The organism is Nocardia sp. NPDC127526 (genome assembly GCF_042672265.1).
In the GTDB taxonomy this organism is placed as follows: Bacteria; Actinomycetota; Actinomycetes; order Mycobacteriales; family Mycobacteriaceae; genus Nocardia.
Genome location: NZ_JBHXVO010000002.1, coordinates 372,008 through 389,433 on the forward strand (window position 1 = coordinate 372,008; position 17,426 = coordinate 389,433).

Annotated in this window: 17 protein-coding genes; 9 read left to right on the forward strand and 8 right to left on the reverse strand. The window is 70.3% G+C overall.

Translation table 11 applies throughout. The features are described from left to right. Positions 1-74 precede the first annotated feature (74 nt). The 6 genes from ACFVIV_RS04865 to ACFVIV_RS04890 all read left to right on the forward strand — a co-directional run bounded on the left by ACFVIV_RS04865 (position 75) and on the right by ACFVIV_RS04890 (position 5,666). The gene (locus ACFVIV_RS04865; protein WP_379193444.1) at positions 75-953 is read left to right on the forward strand and encodes a DUF302 domain-containing protein; all 879 of its coding nucleotides are present in this window, start codon (positions 75-77) and stop codon (positions 951-953) included. Positions 954-1,028: 75 nt separating this feature from the next. Beyond that, complete coding sequence (locus ACFVIV_RS04870) at positions 1,029-1,583, forward strand: flavodoxin domain-containing protein (protein ID WP_379193445.1); 555 nt, start codon at positions 1,029-1,031, stop codon at positions 1,581-1,583. Positions 1,584-1,595: 12 nt separating this feature from the next. Further along, positions 1,596-2,252 (forward strand): DUF2267 domain-containing protein, encoded by a 657-nt coding sequence (locus ACFVIV_RS04875; protein WP_379193446.1) that lies wholly within the window; start codon positions 1,596-1,598, stop codon positions 2,250-2,252. Positions 2,253-2,285: 33 nt separating this feature from the next. After that, the gene (locus tag ACFVIV_RS04880) at positions 2,286-2,477 is read left to right on the forward strand and encodes a hypothetical protein (protein ID WP_379193447.1); all 192 of its coding nucleotides are present in this window, start codon (positions 2,286-2,288) and stop codon (positions 2,475-2,477) included. Between the two features lie 25 nt (positions 2,478-2,502). Beyond that, on the forward strand, positions 2,503-3,654 hold the full coding sequence (locus tag ACFVIV_RS04885) for a site-2 protease family protein (protein WP_379193448.1): 1,152 nt from the start codon (positions 2,503-2,505) through the stop codon (positions 3,652-3,654). Continuing rightward, positions 3,651-5,666, forward strand: a complete 2,016-nt coding sequence (locus tag ACFVIV_RS04890; RefSeq protein ID WP_379193449.1) for an erythromycin esterase family protein — start codon at positions 3,651-3,653, stop codon at positions 5,664-5,666. The genes ACFVIV_RS04885 and ACFVIV_RS04890 overlap by 4 nt, the downstream gene beginning before the upstream one ends. A gap of 73 nt (positions 5,667-5,739) precedes the next feature. Here the strand turns inward: ACFVIV_RS04890 and ACFVIV_RS04895 are convergent, their stop codons facing one another. Together ACFVIV_RS04895 and ACFVIV_RS04900 are read right to left on the reverse strand one after the other, a co-directional pair. Beyond that, complete coding sequence (locus ACFVIV_RS04895; RefSeq protein WP_379193450.1) at positions 5,740-5,937, reverse strand: three-helix bundle dimerization domain-containing protein; 198 nt, start codon at positions 5,935-5,937, stop codon at positions 5,740-5,742. A 72-nt stretch (positions 5,938-6,009) separates the two neighbouring features. Beyond that, a complete protein-coding gene (locus ACFVIV_RS04900) occupies positions 6,010-7,365 on the reverse strand; it encodes a wax ester/triacylglycerol synthase family O-acyltransferase (protein ID WP_379193451.1) in 1,356 nt (451 codons plus the stop codon). Positions 7,366-7,587: 222 nt separating this feature from the next. Between ACFVIV_RS04900 and ppsA the strand changes: the two genes are divergently transcribed. Next, the gene (ppsA, locus tag ACFVIV_RS04905) at positions 7,588-9,891 is read left to right on the forward strand and encodes a phosphoenolpyruvate synthase (RefSeq protein ID WP_379193452.1); all 2,304 of its coding nucleotides are present in this window, start codon (positions 7,588-7,590) and stop codon (positions 9,889-9,891) included. A gap of 129 nt (positions 9,892-10,020) precedes the next feature. Then, positions 10,021-11,739 carry a GAF domain-containing sensor histidine kinase gene (locus ACFVIV_RS04910; RefSeq protein ID WP_379193453.1) on the forward strand — a complete coding sequence of 573 codons (1,719 nt, stop codon included), beginning with the start codon at positions 10,021-10,023 and terminating at the stop codon, positions 11,737-11,739. A gap of 66 nt (positions 11,740-11,805) precedes the next feature. On the opposite strand, the gene ACFVIV_RS04915 is transcribed toward ACFVIV_RS04910, so the two are convergent. From ACFVIV_RS04915 to ACFVIV_RS04930, 4 genes are read right to left on the reverse strand one after another with little or no spacing between them, the layout of a single operon-like run. After that, positions 11,806-12,708, reverse strand: coding sequence for a universal stress protein (locus tag ACFVIV_RS04915; RefSeq protein ID WP_379193454.1), 903 nt, complete (start codon positions 12,706-12,708; stop codon positions 11,806-11,808). A 25-nt stretch (positions 12,709-12,733) separates the two neighbouring features. Further along, positions 12,734-13,324, reverse strand: a complete 591-nt coding sequence (locus tag ACFVIV_RS04920) for a hypothetical protein (protein WP_379193455.1) — start codon at positions 13,322-13,324, stop codon at positions 12,734-12,736. A gap of 6 nt (positions 13,325-13,330) precedes the next feature. After that, positions 13,331-14,320 carry an Acg family FMN-binding oxidoreductase gene (locus ACFVIV_RS04925; protein WP_379193456.1) on the reverse strand — a complete coding sequence of 330 codons (990 nt, stop codon included), beginning with the start codon at positions 14,318-14,320 and terminating at the stop codon, positions 13,331-13,333. Between the two features lie 27 nt (positions 14,321-14,347). Then, complete coding sequence (locus tag ACFVIV_RS04930) at positions 14,348-15,250, reverse strand: universal stress protein (RefSeq protein WP_379193457.1); 903 nt, start codon at positions 15,248-15,250, stop codon at positions 14,348-14,350. A gap of 652 nt (positions 15,251-15,902) precedes the next feature. Between ACFVIV_RS04930 and ACFVIV_RS04935 the strand changes: the two genes are divergently transcribed. Beyond that, positions 15,903-16,406, forward strand: a complete 504-nt coding sequence (locus tag ACFVIV_RS04935; RefSeq protein WP_379193458.1) for a DoxX family protein — start codon at positions 15,903-15,905, stop codon at positions 16,404-16,406. A gap of 14 nt (positions 16,407-16,420) precedes the next feature. On the opposite strand, the gene ACFVIV_RS04940 is transcribed toward ACFVIV_RS04935, so the two are convergent. Then, positions 16,421-16,705, reverse strand: coding sequence for a hypothetical protein (locus tag ACFVIV_RS04940; RefSeq protein ID WP_379193459.1), 285 nt, complete (start codon positions 16,703-16,705; stop codon positions 16,421-16,423). Positions 16,706-16,727: 22 nt separating this feature from the next. Further along, a complete protein-coding gene (locus ACFVIV_RS04945) occupies positions 16,728-17,312 on the reverse strand; it encodes a DUF4126 domain-containing protein (protein ID WP_379193460.1) in 585 nt (194 codons plus the stop codon). Between the last annotated feature and the right edge of the window lie 114 nt (positions 17,313-17,426).

Genomic DNA, 17,426 nt, shown 5'->3' on the forward strand with positions numbered 1-17,426 from the left:
GACCTTCGCCTCTGTGGCCGGTCAGCGGCGCGGACGCACGCTGGACGCAGGAACCCGGACCGAGGAGGCAGACGATGGACTATCGGGTGAGCTTGTGTGAGACGGCGCCGCAGACCGTGCTGCGCGTACCGCTCGAGATCCGCCCGGACCTGTTGAGCGAGGGCATCGTGATCGCCATGGAGCGGCTGACCGAGGTCGCGCAGCGTGCCGGGCTGACGGCCAGCGGCGCGCCGACCATTACCTTCCATCGGGAATTGCCCGCCGTGGATGCGATCACGGTGGACTGCGGGCTGCCCGTGGAGACCGCGCCGACGCTGGGGCCCAGTTCCGGCGCCGAGCTGGTGATCCAGCCGCCCGCGCTGATCGCGCGCACCTGCCATCGCGGCGGCTATCACGATATCGACGCCGCCTACCGCGCACTGCGGGAATGGTTGCACCAGAACGGATGCCGGCCGATCGGCCCGCCCACCGAGGCGTATCTCATCGGCCCCGACGAGGTCAGCGATCCCCGGCAGTTGATCACCGAGATCCGGATTCCGGTCGCGCCGTCGCCGGCCATCGCGGTGCATCTCGACGCCACCTTCCCCGACGCGGTCGAGTCCACCCGGAAAGCCCTGCAGCAGCACGGGTTCGGTGTGCTGACCGAGATCGACGTGCAGGCCGTGCTGCGGGAGAAGACCGGCGAGCACATCGAGGAGTACCTGATCCTGGGCGCCTGCAATCCGCAGCTGGCGGCCCGCGCCCTGGCCGCGGACCGGCAGGCCGGGTTGCTGCTGCCGTGCAATGTCGTGCTGCGCGCCGACGACACCGGTGTCCTGGTGGAGGCCGCCGATCCGGAGGTGCTCATGCGGGCCTCCGCCGAGCCGGCCCTGGAGCCGATCGCCGCGCAGGCCCGGCGGCTGCTCGCCGCCGCCCTCGACAGCCTCCGGCAGCGGGCCGCATCGGCGTCCTGAGCGGTGACCATGGTCCCGCCGGTGCGGGCACGAGTCCTCTCCGTCCAGGCCACTGTGCACGGGCACGCTGGCGACATGGAAAAGCACAAGCCCCGTATCGCAGTCGTTTACGCCACCGCCCAGGGGTCGACCCGGGAGATCGCCGAGTACATCGGCGAGGATCTGTCGGCCCGCGGCGCGACCGTCGAGATCGCCGATGTCGAGCACGCCCCCGATCTGACCCGTTTCGACGCGGTCATCCTGGGTAGCGCCGTCCACGACATGGACTTCCTGCCGGCCGCGACCGAATATGTGCACAGCCACCGCGCTGAGCTCGGCTCTCGCGATGTGTGGCTGTTCGGCGTCGGGCTCGGACCGGCCCTGCGCGGCCCCATCGGCCGCCGCGTCGGGCGGCGCGTGCCGAAAAAGATCGCGGCCCTGCGCGATTCGATCAACCCACGTGAATACCGCTGCTTCGCCGGGCATTACGAGCGCGTCGGCGTCTCCTTGAAGGCCCGCATCCTGTACCGCCTCATGGGCGGCGGACGCTACGGCGACCTGCGCGATTGGACCGCCATCGGCCTCTGGTCCTACTACATCGCAAAAGAGCTGAGACTGCAGCGGCCGCAGTCCATTCCGACCCACCCCTGAAAGGCGCATCCGATGAGCCACCACACCGACCCCTTCGCCCCGGCTCTGCACACCGCCAACCAATGGCTGCGCACCGTCGCCGACCGGCTCGGCACCGAGGACCGCATATTCGCCCACAAGGCGGTCCGGGCCTGGCTGCACACCGTGCGCGACCGCCTGCCCGTCGGCGCGGCCGCGCATTTGAGCGCGCAGCTGCCCGAGATCCTGCGCGGCATCTTCTACGAGGGCTGGATCCCCAGCCACGTGCCCGTCGCCCACGACGGGCCCGCATTCATCAGCCAATTCGCCCGCGAGGCCGGCGTTTCCCCCGAGGACGCGGTGACCCTGGCGGGGGCGGTGACCGACGCGTTCGCCGAACTGTTCTCCCCCGGCCAGCTCGATCACGTGCTCGCGCAGCTGCCGGTGAAACTGCGGCAGATCCTACTGGGCGCGGACTTCCGCGAAATCCTCGCGGCGGCGGCGGTGTTCACCCCGCCGGATATCGCGCCCCTCGCCGACCTCGAGCAGCGCATCCAGGCGCTCACCGACGCGGTCGCGGTGCTCGCGCGCGGCCTGGAAGCCCTACCCGGCAGTGAATCCGCCACCACCGCACAGGTTTCCGCCGCACAACAGGCTCATCGCATCCTGCTCGCGGAGGGCCTGACCGGACCCGCCGCCCGTCCGCACTGACACCGATCACGCCCCGCTCGGAGGGACACCATCATGACCATCCGCCACGCCCCACTGTTCGTGATCGCCCTGCCGGTGGTCGTCACCGGACTCCAGCTGGCCGGCGCCTCGGCCACCACCATGCTGTTCGCGCTGCTCGCGCTCGCCGTCCCCGTGCTGTCACTGCTGTTGCTGCCCGGTGACGTGCGCACCCCGCGGCCCCGCCCGAGCGAGCACCGCCCGTAATCGGAACCGGAACCAAGGATTCGACATGCTGAAGGCAACATTCCCACTCGGCCGGATCGCGGGCGTCCAGGTCGCGGCGCACTGGTCGGCCCTCGTCACCGTCGCCCTGTTCGCCTGGGTGCTCGGGGTCTACCTGTCCGGCACCGGCAGCACCGCGACGGTATGGATTACCGCCATCGCCGGCGCAATCGCACTGGTGGCCTGCCTGCTCGCCCACGAGCTCGCGCATTCCCTCGTGGCCCGCCGCGACGGGGTACAGGTGCAGGGCATCACCCTGTGGCTGCTGGGCGGAGTGTCGGAGCTGAGCGGCGAGCCTCGCGATGCGCGTTCGGATCTGCGCATCGCGCTGGCCGGGCCCGGCACCAGCCTGCTGCTGGCCGCGGTGGCGGGCACTGCCGCGATGCTCACCGCGCTGGTCTCCCCCGACAGCACGCTCACCGCCGCCCTGGGCTGGCTGGCCATCGTCAATGCCGTGCTGGCGGTATTCAATCTGCTGCCCGGCGCCCCGCTCGACGGCGGCCGCGTGCTGCGCGCGATCATCTGGTGGCGCACCGGTGACCGCCTGCGCGCCGAGACGCACGCCGCCCGCAGCGGCCAGATCCTCGGATTCGCTCTGGGCGCACTGGGTTTCGCCGAGTTCATCGCCATCGGCCACCTCGGCGGCGTCTGGCTCATGCTGCTCGGCTGGTTCCTCTACACCGCCGCCCACACCGAACTCGTCCTCTCCGGCCTGCGTCATCGCCTGGGCGACACCCGAATCCGCGAGGTCATGACCCCGAACCCCCTGGCCATCCCCGCCGACTGGCCCATCCCCGCGCTACTCGCCTCCGACGCGGTGCACACCCGCCACCGGGTCTTCCCGGTCACCGACCGCACCGGCCACCCCATCGCCGTCCTGGCCTGGTCGGACGTGGCCGCCCTCCCCGAATCCGCCCGCCACACCACCCGAGTCGACGATATCGCCCGCCGCCTGCCCCCGGGCGCGATCGCCGGACCCGACGAGCGCCTCGCCGATGTCGCCGCCCGCGCCGTCCTCCGCCCCAACCTCGACGCCCTCGCGGTGGCCGACCCCGCCGGCCCGCTGCTGGGCATCGTCACCGCCACCGACCTCGTCCTGGCCTGCAACCGCTCCGCCCTCGGCCTCCCGATCCCCTACTCCCCCAAGAACTCCCGATGAACGCCACCCCGGTCCTGCGGGACGAACCGCAGCAGATCTTCCGTGACCGCAGCGAGGCCGGCCGGACGCTGGCCCGATTGCTCGCCCACTATCGCGGCGATCCGGACGTCGTGGTGCTCGGCCTGGCCCGCGGCGGGGTGCCGGTGGCCTGGGAGGTCGCCGCCGCCCTGGACGCTCCGCTGGACACCCTCATCGTCCGCAAGCTCGGCGCGCCGGGCCGGCCGGAGTTCGCCATCGGGGCGCTCGCCGGCGGCGGCCGGGTCGTGCTGAACGACGATGTGGTCCGGGCGCTGCGGCTCACCGCCGAACAGGTGCGCTCCATCGCCCGCGACGAGGCCCGGGAACTGGCCCGCCGCGAGAGCGCCTACCGATCCGGCCGCGCGCCTGTGGAGGTGGCGGGGCGCACGATCATCCTGGTCGACGACGGGCTGGCCACCGGCGCGAGCATGTTCGCCGCGGTCGAGGCCATCCGCGCCGGCGAGCCCAAGCGCATCGTGGTGGCGGTGCCCGCCGCGCCCGAATCCACCTGCCGCGAGTTCGGGGCGCTCGTCGACGAGATGGTCTGTGCCACCATGCCTTCCCCGTTCCTCGCGGTCGGCCATTCGTTCTGGAACTTCAGCCAGGTCACCGATGACGAGGTGCGGCAGTTGCTCGCCACGCCGACGGTCGGCGCGCCCGCGCCCGTGGTCGATCCGGTGGCCGTCCTGCGCGCGGCGGCCATCGAAGCGCCCGCGGGCGTGCCGCCGGAGCAGGCGCTGGCCGAGTTCCTCGGCGATGCCCGCATCGTCCTGATCGGCGAGAGCTCGCACGGCACCCGGGAGTTCTACGCCGCGCGCGCCGCCATCACCGGCTGGCTGATCAGCGAGCGCGGTTTCAGCGCGGTCGCGGCCGAGGCCGATTGGCCCGACGCCTATCGCGTCGACCGCTATGTGCGGGGCCGCGGCGCCGACGGATCGCCCGCGCAGGCGCTCAGCGGTTTCGAACAGTTCCCGTCCTGGATGTGGCGCAATACCGTGGTCCGCGAGTTCGTCGACTGGCTGCGCCTGCACAATGACGCGCAACGCCGCGCCGGTGGCGCGTGCGCCGGCTTCTACGGCCTCGACCTCTACAGCATGCACCGCTCCATGCGACAGGTGATCGACTACCTCGAGCAGGTGGATCCGGCGGCGGCGCAGCGGGCGAAACGCCGCTACGCTTGTTTCGACCGCACCTCCGACGACGACGGCCAGGCCTACGGATTCGCGGCCGCGTTCGGCGCCGGGGAATCCTGTCAGGCCGAGGTGGTGCGCCAGCTGGTCGACCTCCAGCGCAACACCCCCGCCCTCGGCGAAATCCAGGACGGCGAGGCGCATTTCGACGCCCTGCGCAATGCCTGGACCGTGCGCGACGCCGAAGCCTACTACCGCGCCATGTTCGGTGAGCGGGTCTCGTCGTGGAATCTGCGCGACGAGCACATGGCCGACACCCTCGACGCGCTGCTGCGCCATCTGGACCGCCCCGGCGCCCCCGCCCGGATCGTGGTGTGGGCCCACAACTCCCACATCGGCGATGCCCGCGCCACCGAGATGCGCGCCGACGGCCAGCTCTCGCTGGGCCAGCTGCTGCGCGAACGCCACGGAGACCGGTGCCGCAGTATCGGATTCACCACCGGCTCGGGCACCGTCACCGCGGCGAGCAGCTGGGGCGGCGACGCCGAGCGCAAGACCGTCCGCCCGCCGCTGCCCACCAGCCTCGAAGAGCTCCTGCACGATATCGGCCTGCCGGCGCTGTTCCTGCGCACCGACGCCTCCCCCGAGGCGGCCGACATCTTGCGCGCCCCACGCCTGGAACGCGCCATCGGCGTCATCTATCAGCCCGCCACCGAACGTCAGAGCCATTACTTCCACGCCCGCCCGGCCGACCGCTACGACGCCATCGTCCACATCGACCGCACCACCGCGCTCGAGCCGCTGTATCCGGGCAGCCGCTGGGAATTCGGTACGACACCGGAAACCTATCCGACCGGTCTGTGACGGCACGGCGGCCGGCGACCCGACTGCGCCCCGCCCGACCCGCTGTGCGGGTGAGCGGGGCGCTGTCGGGTCGTCAGATCCGGACCGCGGCCAGTTGCTCGGCGGCGCGCCGTTCGACCAGCAGAGGGACGAAGGTGCGGACTCTGGCTCCGGCGAAGGATTCTCGGACGTGGCCGACGAGGGCGGTGATGATGCCCGGGGCCACGTCGGGGTGGCGCGTGGTCAATCTTTCGATCACGAACCGGATCTGGGTGTCCTCGTCATTGCGCATAGGCCCATGGTTGTCGGCGCGGGATCGGCGTCGTAGAGCACTTCTGCCCCGGGCGGGAGGGGACTCGGTCTTTCATGCGTGCGGTGCGCCGTGCCGGGCGGCGGTGAGGAGTTCGGTGACGGCGCGCTGGATTCCGGTGGAGATGACGTCGATGTCGGGGGTGGTGTCGTAGTCGCCGGTGATGCCGAAGTTCAGCTGGTCGCCGTAGCTGAGGATGGCGATGCCGGTGCGCAGGCGCATAGCGATGGGGACGGCGGGCAGCAGTTCGAGGACCTTGCGGCCGTGCACGGTGAGGGGGTGGCGGGGGCCGGGGATATTGGTGGCGACGGCGGTGACGCCGCGCTGGGGGACGCGCGAGATCAGGCGCAGGGTCCAGGCGATGGGGGCGAAGGGCAGCAGGGAAGCCATGGTGATCAGGGACTTCTCGGCGCCGGCCTCACCGCGCGACTTGTGTTTGGTCATGCGGCGGTGGATGACCTCGAGGCGTTCGACCGGGTCGGCGATCTCGATCGGCAGGAACGGGAGCATGGCCGAGACGCGGTTGTCGAGAACGTATTTCGCGTTCTCGGGGCGCATGGACACCGGGACCAGGGTGCGCATCTTGTCGTGACTGGGCTGTTCGCCGCGGCCCAGGAGCAGGGCGCGATAGGCGGCCGCGATCGCCGCCAGGACGACATCGTTGACCGTGGCGCCGAAGGCCGCGCCGACCTCGCGGACATCGGGCAGGGAGACTCGTGCGACCACGTAGCGGCGTTGGCGGCCGATCGGGCCGTTGAGCGAGGACCCGGCGGCGGGGGTGACGACGGAGACGACGATGGGAATCAGGCTGCGCACCATGCCGGTCAGGGCGCGGGGCGCGTCGAGGGTCCAGCGCAGCGCCCCGGTCACCGTATCGAGCACACCGGTGCGCGGCGCGGTATCGCCCGCGGCGGGGACGACGGTCAGTTGCGGGCCCTCGTTCTCGCGATCGCACAGGCTCGCGAACAGCGTGACCCCGGAAACGCCGTCGACCAGGCTGTGGTGCGCCTTCACCAGCAGCGCCCAGCGATCATCGCGCAGGTGCTCGACCACGACGCACTGCCACAGCGGGTGATCGCGGTCGAGGCGCTCCTCGAGCTCGGTGGCGATGAACTCGAACAGTGCGGCGTCGTCGGCGGGTTCCGGCAGCGCGGTCCAGCGAATGTGGTGCGCCACATCGAAATTCGGATCGTCCTCCCACACTGGGGTCGCCAGGTCCAGCGGCGCCCGCCGCACGCGCTGGCGCAGCCGGGCATTGTCGGCCAGCCGCCCGTTCAGGGCGTCGGCGAATTCGGCGCGGGTGGGTGGCTGCCCGGAAATGATTGCCACAGCGCCGATTCCAAGACTGATGTGCTGATCGGAATCCTCGAGCTCGATGAATCCCGCGTCCAGCGGTCGCAATTCGGTCATGACCGATACCTATGTCGAATGGGTATTACCCACTCCATCGTTTCGCGGCCCGCACCCTGCCGGTGAGTCCCGAAGGTCCTCGCGGCGAGTGACCGTCGTCACGCGAACCGGTCGGATCGCGGCGCGGGTCCAACGCCCGCCGAGGCCGGGACCTTCTCCCCTGCCGCCCGGCCGGCCCCGCGGCGACGCTGAGAGGGACGACACGCGAGGGACGGAGCCGTAATGGGCGACTATGTGGCCGATCTGGGTGACCTGCGGATGGCGGATGCCGATCGCGCGGGCGGCAAGGGCGCGAATCTCGGCGAGCTGGTGGCGGCGAAACTGCCCGTGCCGCCCGGCTTCGCGGTGCTGCGCTCCAGCTACGCGGAGGTGGTCGGCGCGGGCCCGCACGGCGGCGACCTGGACCGCCTGCACGGACAGGCGCTCGACGCCGCCCTGCGCGCGACCCGCGCCGACGAGCAGCGGCTCGACGAATACTGCCGCACGATGCGGGAACTCGTGCACGACTCGCCGCTGACCCCCGCGGTGCACGAGGCCATCCTGAGCGCCTACCGCACGCTCGGCGAGAACATCGGCGTCGCGGTGCGCTCCTCGGCGGTGGGCGAGGACAGCGCCACGGCCTCCTTCGCGGGAATGAACCTCTCGCGCACCAATATTCGCGGCGAGGACCAACTGCTGACCGCCGTCGTGGACTGCTGGGCCTCGCTGTTCACCCCGCGCGTGCTGACCTATCGGGCCCGCCGCGGCATGCACGATCGCCCCGAGATGGCGGTGGTCGTGCAGCGCATGGTGACCGCCCGCAGCGCCGGGGTGGCGTTCACCGCCGACCCGGCCACCGGTCGCCGCGACCGGGTGGTCATCGATGCCGCGCGCGGGCAGGGCGAGGTGGTGGTGTCCGGGGCGACCGAACCCGACACCTATCTGCTCGACCATGCGGGCCCGAGCCTGCTGGCCACGCGGCCGGGAAAGCAGAGTTTCGCCATCGTGCCCGGCCCCGAAGGCGATCGGCGCGTGGAACTCTCGGCAGACGACACCGACACACCCGTCCTGACCGAAGAACAAGCCGTCGAGGTGGCCCGGCTGTCGCTGCGGGTGCAGCAGCATCACGGCGACCGGCCCCAGGATGTCGAATGGGCCTTCGACGACGAGCAGCTGTGGCTGGTGCAGGCCCGCCCGATCACCATGCTGCCCGACCACGCCGGCACCAGAACCCCGATGGCCCAGGAGGTTCCGGGCCGGGTGCTGGCGAGCGGGCTGGGCGCCGCACCCGGCCGCGCCAGCGGCCTGGTCCGGGTGCTGCACTCCCCCGCGGAGGGCGCGGTGCTGCGCGACGGTGAGGTGCTGGTCGCCCCGATGACCAATCCGGACTGGCTGCCCACCATGTCGCGCGCCGCGGCCGTGGTCACCGACAGCGGCGGCATGACCTGCCACGCCGCCATCGTCGCCCGCGAGCTCGGGGTGCCGTGCGTGGTGGGGACCCGCACCGCCACCACCGCACTGCACGCCGGCGCCGAGGTCACCGTGGACGGCACCGCCGGGCAGATCCGCGCCGGACGCTCCGGGAAATCCGCGACCACCGCGGACCGGGCCGCCGCGCCGATCGCCGTCGAGACCACCGCCACCCGCGTGTACGTCAACCTGGCGCTGCCGGAGGTGGCCGAACGGGTGGCCGGCCAGGACGTCGACGGAGTCGGGCTGCTGCGCGCGGAAACCCTGCTCACCCAGGCGCTCGACGGCCGCCACCCGCGCGATCTCATCGCACTCGGGCAGGGCGAGGCCTTCGTCCGCAGGTTGTCGGACGCGCTGTATCGCATCACCTCCGCGTTCGCGCCGCGGCCGGTCATCTACCGCGCCACCGACTTGCGCAGCAACGAATTCCGTGCGCTCGAGGGCGGAACCCGCTACGAGCCGCAGGAACACAATCCGATGATCGGATTCCGCGGCTGCTACCGCTATGTCCGCGAACCGGAGATGTTCTCCCTCGAACTCGCCGCCCTGGCCCGGGTCCGGGAACGAACCCCCAACCTGCACTTGATGATCCCGTTCGTGCGCACCCGCTGGGAGCTGGAAGCCTGCCTGGAACTGGTGGACCGCAGCCCCCTCGGCAGCCATCGCGGCCTGCATCGCTGGGTCATGGCGGAGGTGCCGTCGGTCATCTACCGCCTGCCCGAGTATGTGGGCATGGGCATCGACGGAGTGTCCATCGGCAGCAACGATCTCACTCAGCTCATGCTGGGCGTGGACCGCGATTCGGAGGAATGCGCCGAGTTGTTCGACGAATCCGACGCGGCGGTGCTCGACGCGATCGAACGCATCATCACCACCGCGCGCCGGCTCGGCATCACCTCCTCGCTGTGCGGCCAAGCGCCCTCGACGCACCCGGAGTTCGCCGAACACCTGGTGCGCATGGGCATCACGTCGGTCTCGGTGACCCCCGATGCGCTCGCGCACACCCGGAAGACCGTCGCGGCGGCCGAGCGCCGGATTCTGCTCGAGCACGCGATCGCCCAGCGAATCGGCGGATAATCTGCGCTTTTCGGGTGCATGCGGCGACTCGGTCCGGCGTGGAATACAAATGGATCCCTGTCCAAATAGAATGTGGGCACACGGTGCGTGACATCCGATTCGCGACCACAGACACAGGACAAGACGACCATGACCGTGGATCCGCGAGGCGATTCCTACTCGGTGCGCGACACTCTTTCGCAATTGCGATTGCGAGAACTGCTCACCGAGGTCAAGGACCGTGTCGAGCAGATCATCGACGCCCGCGATCGGATGGACGGCCTGGTCGAGGCCATGCTCACGGTCACCTCGGGCCTCGACCTCGACCAAACCCTGCGCACCATCGTCCGCACCGCCATCAGCCTGGTCGACGCCCGCTACGGCGCGCTCGGCGTCCGCGGTCACGACCAGCAGCTCACCCAGTTCATTCACGAGGGCATCGACAGCGTCACCGCCGCCCACATCGGCGATCTGCCCGCCGGGCGCGGTGTCCTGGGACTGCTGTTCAGCCAGCCCCAGCCCATTCGGCTGCTCAATCTGGCCGATCACCCCGCCTCGGTGGGCTTCCCCAAAAACCATCCGCCGATGGGCACCTTCCTCGGTGTTCCCGTCCGGATCCGCGATGAGATCTTCGGCAATCTCTATCTCACCGAGAAGGCCGGCGGGCACCCGTTCACCGAGGACGACGAGGTCATCGTGCGCGCGCTGGCCGCCGCGGCCGGCACCGCCATCGACAATGCGCGACTCTACGAGGCGAGCCAGACCCGGCAGGCCTGGATCGAGGCCACTCGCGATATCGCCACCGAATTCCTGGCCGGCACCGACGCCGACGCCGTGCTCGCCGACGTGGTGGCCCATGCGCGCGCGCTCACCCAGTCCGTGCAGGCGTTCCTGGCCGTCAACGACGACCCGGAGAGCACGCCGGAGGAGGTCACCGAGCTACGTATCGCCCAGTGGTCGGGACCGGCCGAGGGGCCCAGCGTGTCCGTCGCCGGCACGGTCGGCACCGCGATCGGCAAGGTTTTCCGCGAGGGCGCTCCGCTGCGCTTCGACAGCGCCGACGACATCGAGCTGGGCAAGCCGATCGCGAACGCGGGCCCGACGCTCATCCTGCCGCTGCACGCCCAGGACGCCACCTTCGGTGTGCTGGTCATGGTGCGGCCCCTGGCGGCGCCGCTGTTCCCCGATGAGCTGGTGGAGCTGGCGGCCGCCTTCACCGACCAGGCCGCGCTGGCCATTCAGCTGTCGGAGGCACAGCACCGCATGCGCGAGCTGGATGTGCTCACCGACCGCGATCGCATTGCCCGCGATCTGCACGACCACGTCATCCAGCGGCTGTTCGCGGCCGGGCTGAACCTGCAGGGCACCGTGGCGCGGGCCCGTACTCCGGAAGTGCGGCAACGCCTTTCGGAGGTCATCAATGATCTCCAGGACGTGGTACAGGAGATCCGCACCTCGATTTTCGATCTGCACGGCGGCAACGGGCAGAGCACCCGGTTGCGGCAGCGGTTGGAGCAGGTGATCAAACAGCACACCGCGTCGGTGGAAATGCGCACCTCGCTGCGCATCTCCGGGCCGCTGTCGGTGATCGAGCCCGAGCTGGCCGATCACGCCGAGGCGGTGGTACGGGAGGCGGTCAGCAATGCGGTGCGGCACTCGGGGGCCGAAACCCTCACCGTCACCGTGGAAGTCGAGGATGACCTCACCATTGTGGTGTCCGACGACGGGTGCGGGATTCCGGATTCCATCACGCCGAGCGGGCTGAACAATCTCGAGCACCGCGCCCAGCAGGTCGGCGGCGAATTCGCGATTCTGCCCAATGCCGATGGCAGCGGCACCCGGCTGCGGTGGTCGGTGCCACTGCACTGAGCGCCACCGCACCGTCGCACCGAGAACCGCCGCACCGGAATCGAATCCGATGCGACGGCGCCGCGGTCAGCGTTCGCGCACCACGATCATCGGGCAGTCCGCGCTGTGCAGCAGTGCGGCGCTGGTGGATCCGAGCAGCATGCCGGTGAATCCACCGCGACCGTGACTGCCCACCACGATCAGTTGCGCATGCTCGGATTCCTCGAGCAGGGAGCGAACGGGCCTGTCCATCACCACGATCCGGCGCACCGGCACATCCGGGTAGCGTTCACCGAAACCGGCCAACCGCTCGGCCAGCACCGCACTCTCCTCCTCCCGGAACACATCCCACCCGGGCAGCGGGTAGTCCGCGCCCAGATAGTCGCTCCACGCGTGCAGTGCGGTCAGGCCCACCTTGCGCAACGACGCCTCCTCGAAGGCCAGCTCGAGGGCCTTGACGCTGGTCGGCGAGCCGTCCACCCCGACGAGCACCGGCTTCTCCGCCGACACCTGATCGGTGCCCGCGGTGGAGTGGACGACCGCGACCGGGCAGTGCGCGTGCCGGCTCAGCGCGGTGCTCACCGAGCCGAGCAGAGTGCGCTGAAAGGCGCCCAGGCCGCGACTGCCCATCACCACCATCCGGGCCTGCTTCGAGCGCTCGATCAGGAACGGGATGATCGGATCCAGGATCACATCGGTGCTGATGGTGATGGCCTCGCCGGCGGCCGCCGTCCGCGCCACCCGGGCGGCCTCGGTCACCACGCGCTCGCCGTCGGTGCGCAGCCACTGGATATCCGACTCCGACAGCACCGCGCCCGGACCGAAACCGGTCGGCACCGCCACCGAGGTGACGATCTGCAACGCACAGCCGTGCAGGCCCGCGTCGACCGCGGCCCAGGCGGCGGCGTGATACGACAGGGCCGAACCGTCGACGGCCACCACCACCGGTGGATTCAACTGCTGTGCAGGGGAATTGGCTTGTTCTGTCATTTCGTCCTCCAAGTCCTTCGATATGTCAGTCGGTGCCGATAGGTCTGGCGAAGGCGCGCCATTCGGCGTCCCACCGCTGGCTGCGCAGTCCGTCCAGGAGCCAGACCACGCACCATTGCAGGGCCATCGCGCCACCCCAGCCGATGACGAGCACCGTGAGCGCGATGCCGACACCGTCGCCGAGCGCCGTTCCCGTTTTCGGGGGCGGCGCGGCGAGACGCCCGTCCGCATCGAGCCACACCTGCACGTCGGAGCCGATCGCCGCCGCCGCGTCGAGAGTGGCCGTCCCGGTATCGGTATTCCCATTCCGCGGCCAGCTCACCTGCGCCTCGTACCGGCCCGCCTGATAGTCGCCCACGCCCGGCCGCAGCGTGGATTCGGTTATCAGGGTCGCCGTGACCAGAGTCTTCGCGGCCGATTCCGTTTTGATCCGGTCGGCCGTGCGGGTGTAGCCCGCGGTGCCGGCCGCACCCGCGACCGGCACGACGATCAGCAGCAGGGCGATCACCATCAGCCGGAGCACCGCCTGGCAGCGATCCGTACCGCGCATCAGCGGATTGCGATTCCACGGTTGCAGCCGCCACAGCCGCAGCAACGGGACGGGATTGCCTGCCATCGCCGATCACCTCGCGTCGGCCGGTTCCAGCGGCCGCACGACCTCGTGCAGCGGCAGCCGGGGTGTCGCCGGGATCGGCGCGGCACTCGTGGCCGCCCAGCCCATGCGGATGATCAGCTGCGGATGCCCGAAACCGCCCAGGATGTCGGTGCGAATGCGTTCGCGCAGCCGCGGGATCTCCAGGGGTTCGGTCAGCGCGCAGGTGGCCAGGCCGTGCGCGGTGGCGGTGAGCAGCACCGCGCTGGCGGCCTCACCGGCCCGCAGCCAGGACTCCAGATCATTGGAAGCGGTGCACAGCAACAGCATTCGCGCCGCCTCGTCGGTGTCGCGCACCACCGCCTCGACCAGCGCGGGTTGCGCGAACGGCCGCACCGTGGGGTCGGTGGCGGACACCGCATTGCGGGCGGGCACACCCTCCGGCGCGGCGTGATGGCCGCTCCAGGCCGCCAGTTCGGCGCGGTAGGCGGCATCGCCCGTGTGTTCGTCGGCGGCCTGCCGGAAGGCGCTCAGCAGGCGGGTCCGCTCCCCCGCCCCATCGATATCGTGCACGGTGACGCCCCGACCGGCGCCGGCGGCGGTGATCCGCGCGACCTGGCCCTCGGGCACCTCCCAGGAGGTGAAGCGCCGCCGGTCGCTGCGCCGGCGCGAAATGGCTCGCGCCAGGCGCACCACCGCCGGATCGGGGGCGGCGGCACTGAATTCCACCGCGGCCAGATGCCGCGGTTCGGCCGGGTTGGGCAGCCTGTGCACCCGGGTCTCCCAGCCGAACACCCGGCACGCCACGCTCAGATGATGCAGGGCCGCACCGCAACTGAGCACCAGCTCGCGGGAGTCGGGATCGGTGTGCGGCAATTGCCTGCGGTGGTCGGCGTACAGGTGCACGGTCTTGTCCCCGACGCGCCACAGCCACGGCTGGGTGTTGTGCACCGAAGGCGCCCGCACCGCCAGCGTCAGCGCCGCCCGCAGCGTCTCAGGGTCCGGATGTGTCCTCGACATCGCTTGTCCTTCCTCGGGATTCGCGTTTCAGGGTTCCCGGACCACGAGCACCGGGCAGGTGGAGAGATGCAGCAGCGCGGTGCTCACCGAGCCCAGCAGCATGCCGGAGAATCCGCTGCGGCCGTGGCTGCCGACCACCAGCAGCTGGGCGCCGTCGGCGTGCTCGAGCAGTGCGCGCACCGGGGTATCGCAGGCCACGACCCGCTCCACTCGCACCTCCGGGTAGCGCTCGCCGAATCCGGCCAGGCTCTCCGCCAGCAGCACATCCTCGGTTTCCCGGATCCCGTCCCAGCCGACCACCGGCAGGTCGTAGCCGGTGGTGTCGCTCCAGGCATGCACCGCGATCAGCGTGACCTTGCGGCGCGCGGCCTCTTCGAAGGCCATTTCGACTGCGGGCAAACTGTTCTCGGAACCATCGACGCCGACCACAACCGGCTTGCCGGAGGATCCCGGCTCCGATTCCGAGAGCCCATGGATCACCGCGACGGGACAATGCGCGTGACGCGTCAGCGCGGTGCTCACCGAACCGAGCACCGCCCGCCGGATCGCGCCCCGCCCGCGATTGCCGACCACCAGCATGCGCGCCTGCTTCGACAAGCCGAGCAGGGTCGGCGTAATGAGATCGAAGGTCAATTCGGTGGTGATCTCCAGCGATTCGTCCGGTGCGGCATGCCTGGCGATGCGCAGCGCCTCACTCAGCACCCGCTCCCCGTCCCGCCGCAACCCGGCCATCTCGGCCGCGCCGTACACCGTCCGCGGGTCCTGCCCGACGGTGATCGCATACGAGGTGATGATGCGCAGCGGGCACCCCCGCAGCTCGGCCTCGGCCGCCGCCCAGGCCACCGCCTGATAGGAGATCTCCGACCCGTCCACAGCGGCCACGATCGGAAGATTGCCCGCATCCGGCGCGGGAACAACGTTGTCAGCCATGATGTCTCCTGATTCCGGTGATGCTCCGAGCATCCCGTTCTCAGCCCGGTCACCCCAGGGAACAACGTCATCACCTCATTGGGTCGTCGGCCCTCGCATCGCTGACACGGTAAGCAGCACATGCATAGATGCGCATATTTAAATTACAGTGTATCGGCCTCGAGTCGACCTGAGCCAGGGTCCATCTCTCGATTTACCGGGGGTCGGCTAGTCAGGACCGGCCCTGCAGGGTGATCACTTCTTTGGAAGGAGTTCCCCATGCCTATTCCTGGCGCCGGACTGGTGTCCCGGATCCTGTCCAGGGACGCCGCAGAGTTCCAGCCGACCGAAATCGATGCCTCCTTCGCGACTTTCACTCTCGACGACCACGTGGATACCTTCGCCGAGCACGTCGCCGATCTCGCCGAGAAGCCGTCGATCACCTCGGCGGTGAAAGAGCCGGCCACCGGGCGCGAGGCTCGCTGTGCCGCCGCGACGGACGCGCCGATGGCTCGGGAACGCAATTGCGCTGGCCGGTCCCTCTGGAGTGACTCCGGCGGTGGCGGATCGCCCGGCCGCCCTGTGGGCCTGTCGCTGCGTCACCGGTTGCACTTCGCCGATACTGGATCGGTAGGCAGTTCGCGGTGGCATCTCGCTGTGGAGGACAAAGCTCATGTCCGAGAACCGAACTCGTTTCCTCGATCGCGTGACGGCGACCCGGGCGCCCGCCGCGGTGATCCTCATCCGCCTCTACGTGGGCGCGATCTTCCTGTACGAAGGCATTCTCAAATTCCTGCGTCCCGACGCCCTCGGCGCGGGCCGCTTCGACAAGGCCGGAATCCCGGCTCCGGGATTCTTCGCTCCCCTGGATGGGGTTTTCGAAATCACCTGCGGCGTACTCATTCTCGCCGGGTTGCTCACCCGCCTCGCGGCGATCCCGATGATCGTGAACATGCTCGGCGCGCTGCTGATCACCAAACTGCCCATCCTGTGGAGCGACGCCGCGCTGTTCCGCGGCAAGTCCGGCTGGTGGGACTTCCTCCACGAATCCCGCACCGACCTCGCCCAGCTGTGCGGCAGCACCTTCCTGCTGCTCGTCGGCGCGGGCGCCTACTCCCTCGACGCCCGCTGGACCGCACGCCGGAGTCCCGCGGCGGCCGCGTCGGGACGGTCTTGATCCGCGGGCTCCACTCAGTCGGTGTGGTGCCGGTCGGCGCGGTGGGACAGGCGCTCGGAGAAGGTTTCGGTCCAGGCGGCGGACTCCGATTCCTCGGTGGTCCCGGACGGGCGCCGTCCCGCCCTGGGGCTGCCCGCACCACCGCCTTGCTTGGCCCCGCCGGGTCTGGCCTGCATGGCCAGCACCCGCACGCCCCAGGAGACATACGCCTCCACGCTCATCCCCGCGCAGTCGGCGGCATCGTTCAACGTGCGCCAGTCGGCCTCGCCCACCGTCACCACAATGTCCCTGCTCGCCATACCGGCCAACACTAGACCCGAACTACCCGCGCCCGCGCCCGCCACGCAGCCATCGAGCCGCCCGAAATGCCAACCAGCCCAATCCGATCAGCACGACCACGATCACCACGAACGCCACCACCGGCACCGCCAGCGCCAGGATCGTGAGCACGAGCGAGGTGCCGTCCTCGGCCGTCGAGACCACCGGATTGCCCACGCCCGCGGTCGTTCCCGTGACGAACGGCCGCGCCACCGCCCGGCCGGCGTGCACGCTGCCCGCGGTGACGGCGCCGAGGATCGCGGCGACCGCGGGCGGCAGCTGCGCGGACAGACTGGTTTCGGCCGCGAACAGAATCGCACCGGAGGCGGGCGCCACCAGCGCCCCGATGCCGTGCAGCGCCGAATCCAACGCCGGAATCTTGTCCCCCACCAGGTCGAGCAGGAATACGACCGCGATAACGATCAACGCGGGAGTGGACGAGAGCCACCCGTACGAGCTACCCAGATCGATCCACCCGGCCCGGTCCGCGACCCCCACCACCAGCAGCGGCAACCAGGCATTGAGCCCCGCCGCCCCCGACAACCCGAACGCCCCGAGCACCGCCCCGACCGCCGCTGTGATCTCCATGCCACCAGTCTGCCGCCCCGGCCCACCGCGACCCGATATTGAAGCCGGTGAGCGTCAGCGCGGATATCGCCGGGAGACCGTGATTGTCCAACGGGCCGCCCGGCACAGTCCGCT

Excerpts from the sequence above, each read along its gene's own strand:
- ACFVIV_RS04865 (WP_379193444.1), top strand. The coding sequence starts at position 75 with ATGGACTATCGGGTGAGCTTGTGTGAGACGGCGCCGCAGACCGTGCTG.
- ACFVIV_RS04870 (WP_379193445.1), top strand. The coding sequence starts at position 1,029 with ATGGAAAAGCACAAGCCCCGTATCGCAGTCGTTTACGCCACCGCCCAG.
- ACFVIV_RS04875 (WP_379193446.1), top strand. The coding sequence starts at position 1,596 with ATGAGCCACCACACCGACCCCTTCGCCCCGGCTCTGCACACCGCCAAC.
- ACFVIV_RS04880 (WP_379193447.1), top strand. The coding sequence starts at position 2,286 with ATGACCATCCGCCACGCCCCACTGTTCGTGATCGCCCTGCCGGTGGTC.
- ACFVIV_RS04885 (WP_379193448.1), top strand. The coding sequence starts at position 2,503 with ATGCTGAAGGCAACATTCCCACTCGGCCGGATCGCGGGCGTCCAGGTC.
- ACFVIV_RS04890 (WP_379193449.1), top strand. The coding sequence starts at position 3,651 with ATGAACGCCACCCCGGTCCTGCGGGACGAACCGCAGCAGATCTTCCGT.
- ACFVIV_RS04895 (WP_379193450.1), bottom strand. The coding sequence starts at position 5,937 with ATGCGCAATGACGAGGACACCCAGATCCGGTTCGTGATCGAAAGATTG.
- ACFVIV_RS04900 (WP_379193451.1), bottom strand. The coding sequence starts at position 7,365 with ATGACCGAATTGCGACCGCTGGACGCGGGATTCATCGAGCTCGAGGAT.
- ppsA (WP_379193452.1), top strand. The coding sequence starts at position 7,588 with ATGGGCGACTATGTGGCCGATCTGGGTGACCTGCGGATGGCGGATGCC.
- ACFVIV_RS04910 (WP_379193453.1), top strand. The coding sequence starts at position 10,021 with ATGACCGTGGATCCGCGAGGCGATTCCTACTCGGTGCGCGACACTCTT.
- ACFVIV_RS04915 (WP_379193454.1), bottom strand. The coding sequence starts at position 12,708 with ATGACAGAACAAGCCAATTCCCCTGCACAGCAGTTGAATCCACCGGTG.
- ACFVIV_RS04920 (WP_379193455.1), bottom strand. The coding sequence starts at position 13,324 with ATGGCAGGCAATCCCGTCCCGTTGCTGCGGCTGTGGCGGCTGCAACCG.
- ACFVIV_RS04925 (WP_379193456.1), bottom strand. The coding sequence starts at position 14,320 with ATGTCGAGGACACATCCGGACCCTGAGACGCTGCGGGCGGCGCTGACG.
- ACFVIV_RS04930 (WP_379193457.1), bottom strand. The coding sequence starts at position 15,250 with ATGGCTGACAACGTTGTTCCCGCGCCGGATGCGGGCAATCTTCCGATC.
- ACFVIV_RS04935 (WP_379193458.1), top strand. The coding sequence starts at position 15,903 with ATGTCCGAGAACCGAACTCGTTTCCTCGATCGCGTGACGGCGACCCGG.
- ACFVIV_RS04940 (WP_379193459.1), bottom strand. The coding sequence starts at position 16,705 with ATGGCGAGCAGGGACATTGTGGTGACGGTGGGCGAGGCCGACTGGCGC.
- ACFVIV_RS04945 (WP_379193460.1), bottom strand. The coding sequence starts at position 17,312 with ATGGAGATCACAGCGGCGGTCGGGGCGGTGCTCGGGGCGTTCGGGTTG.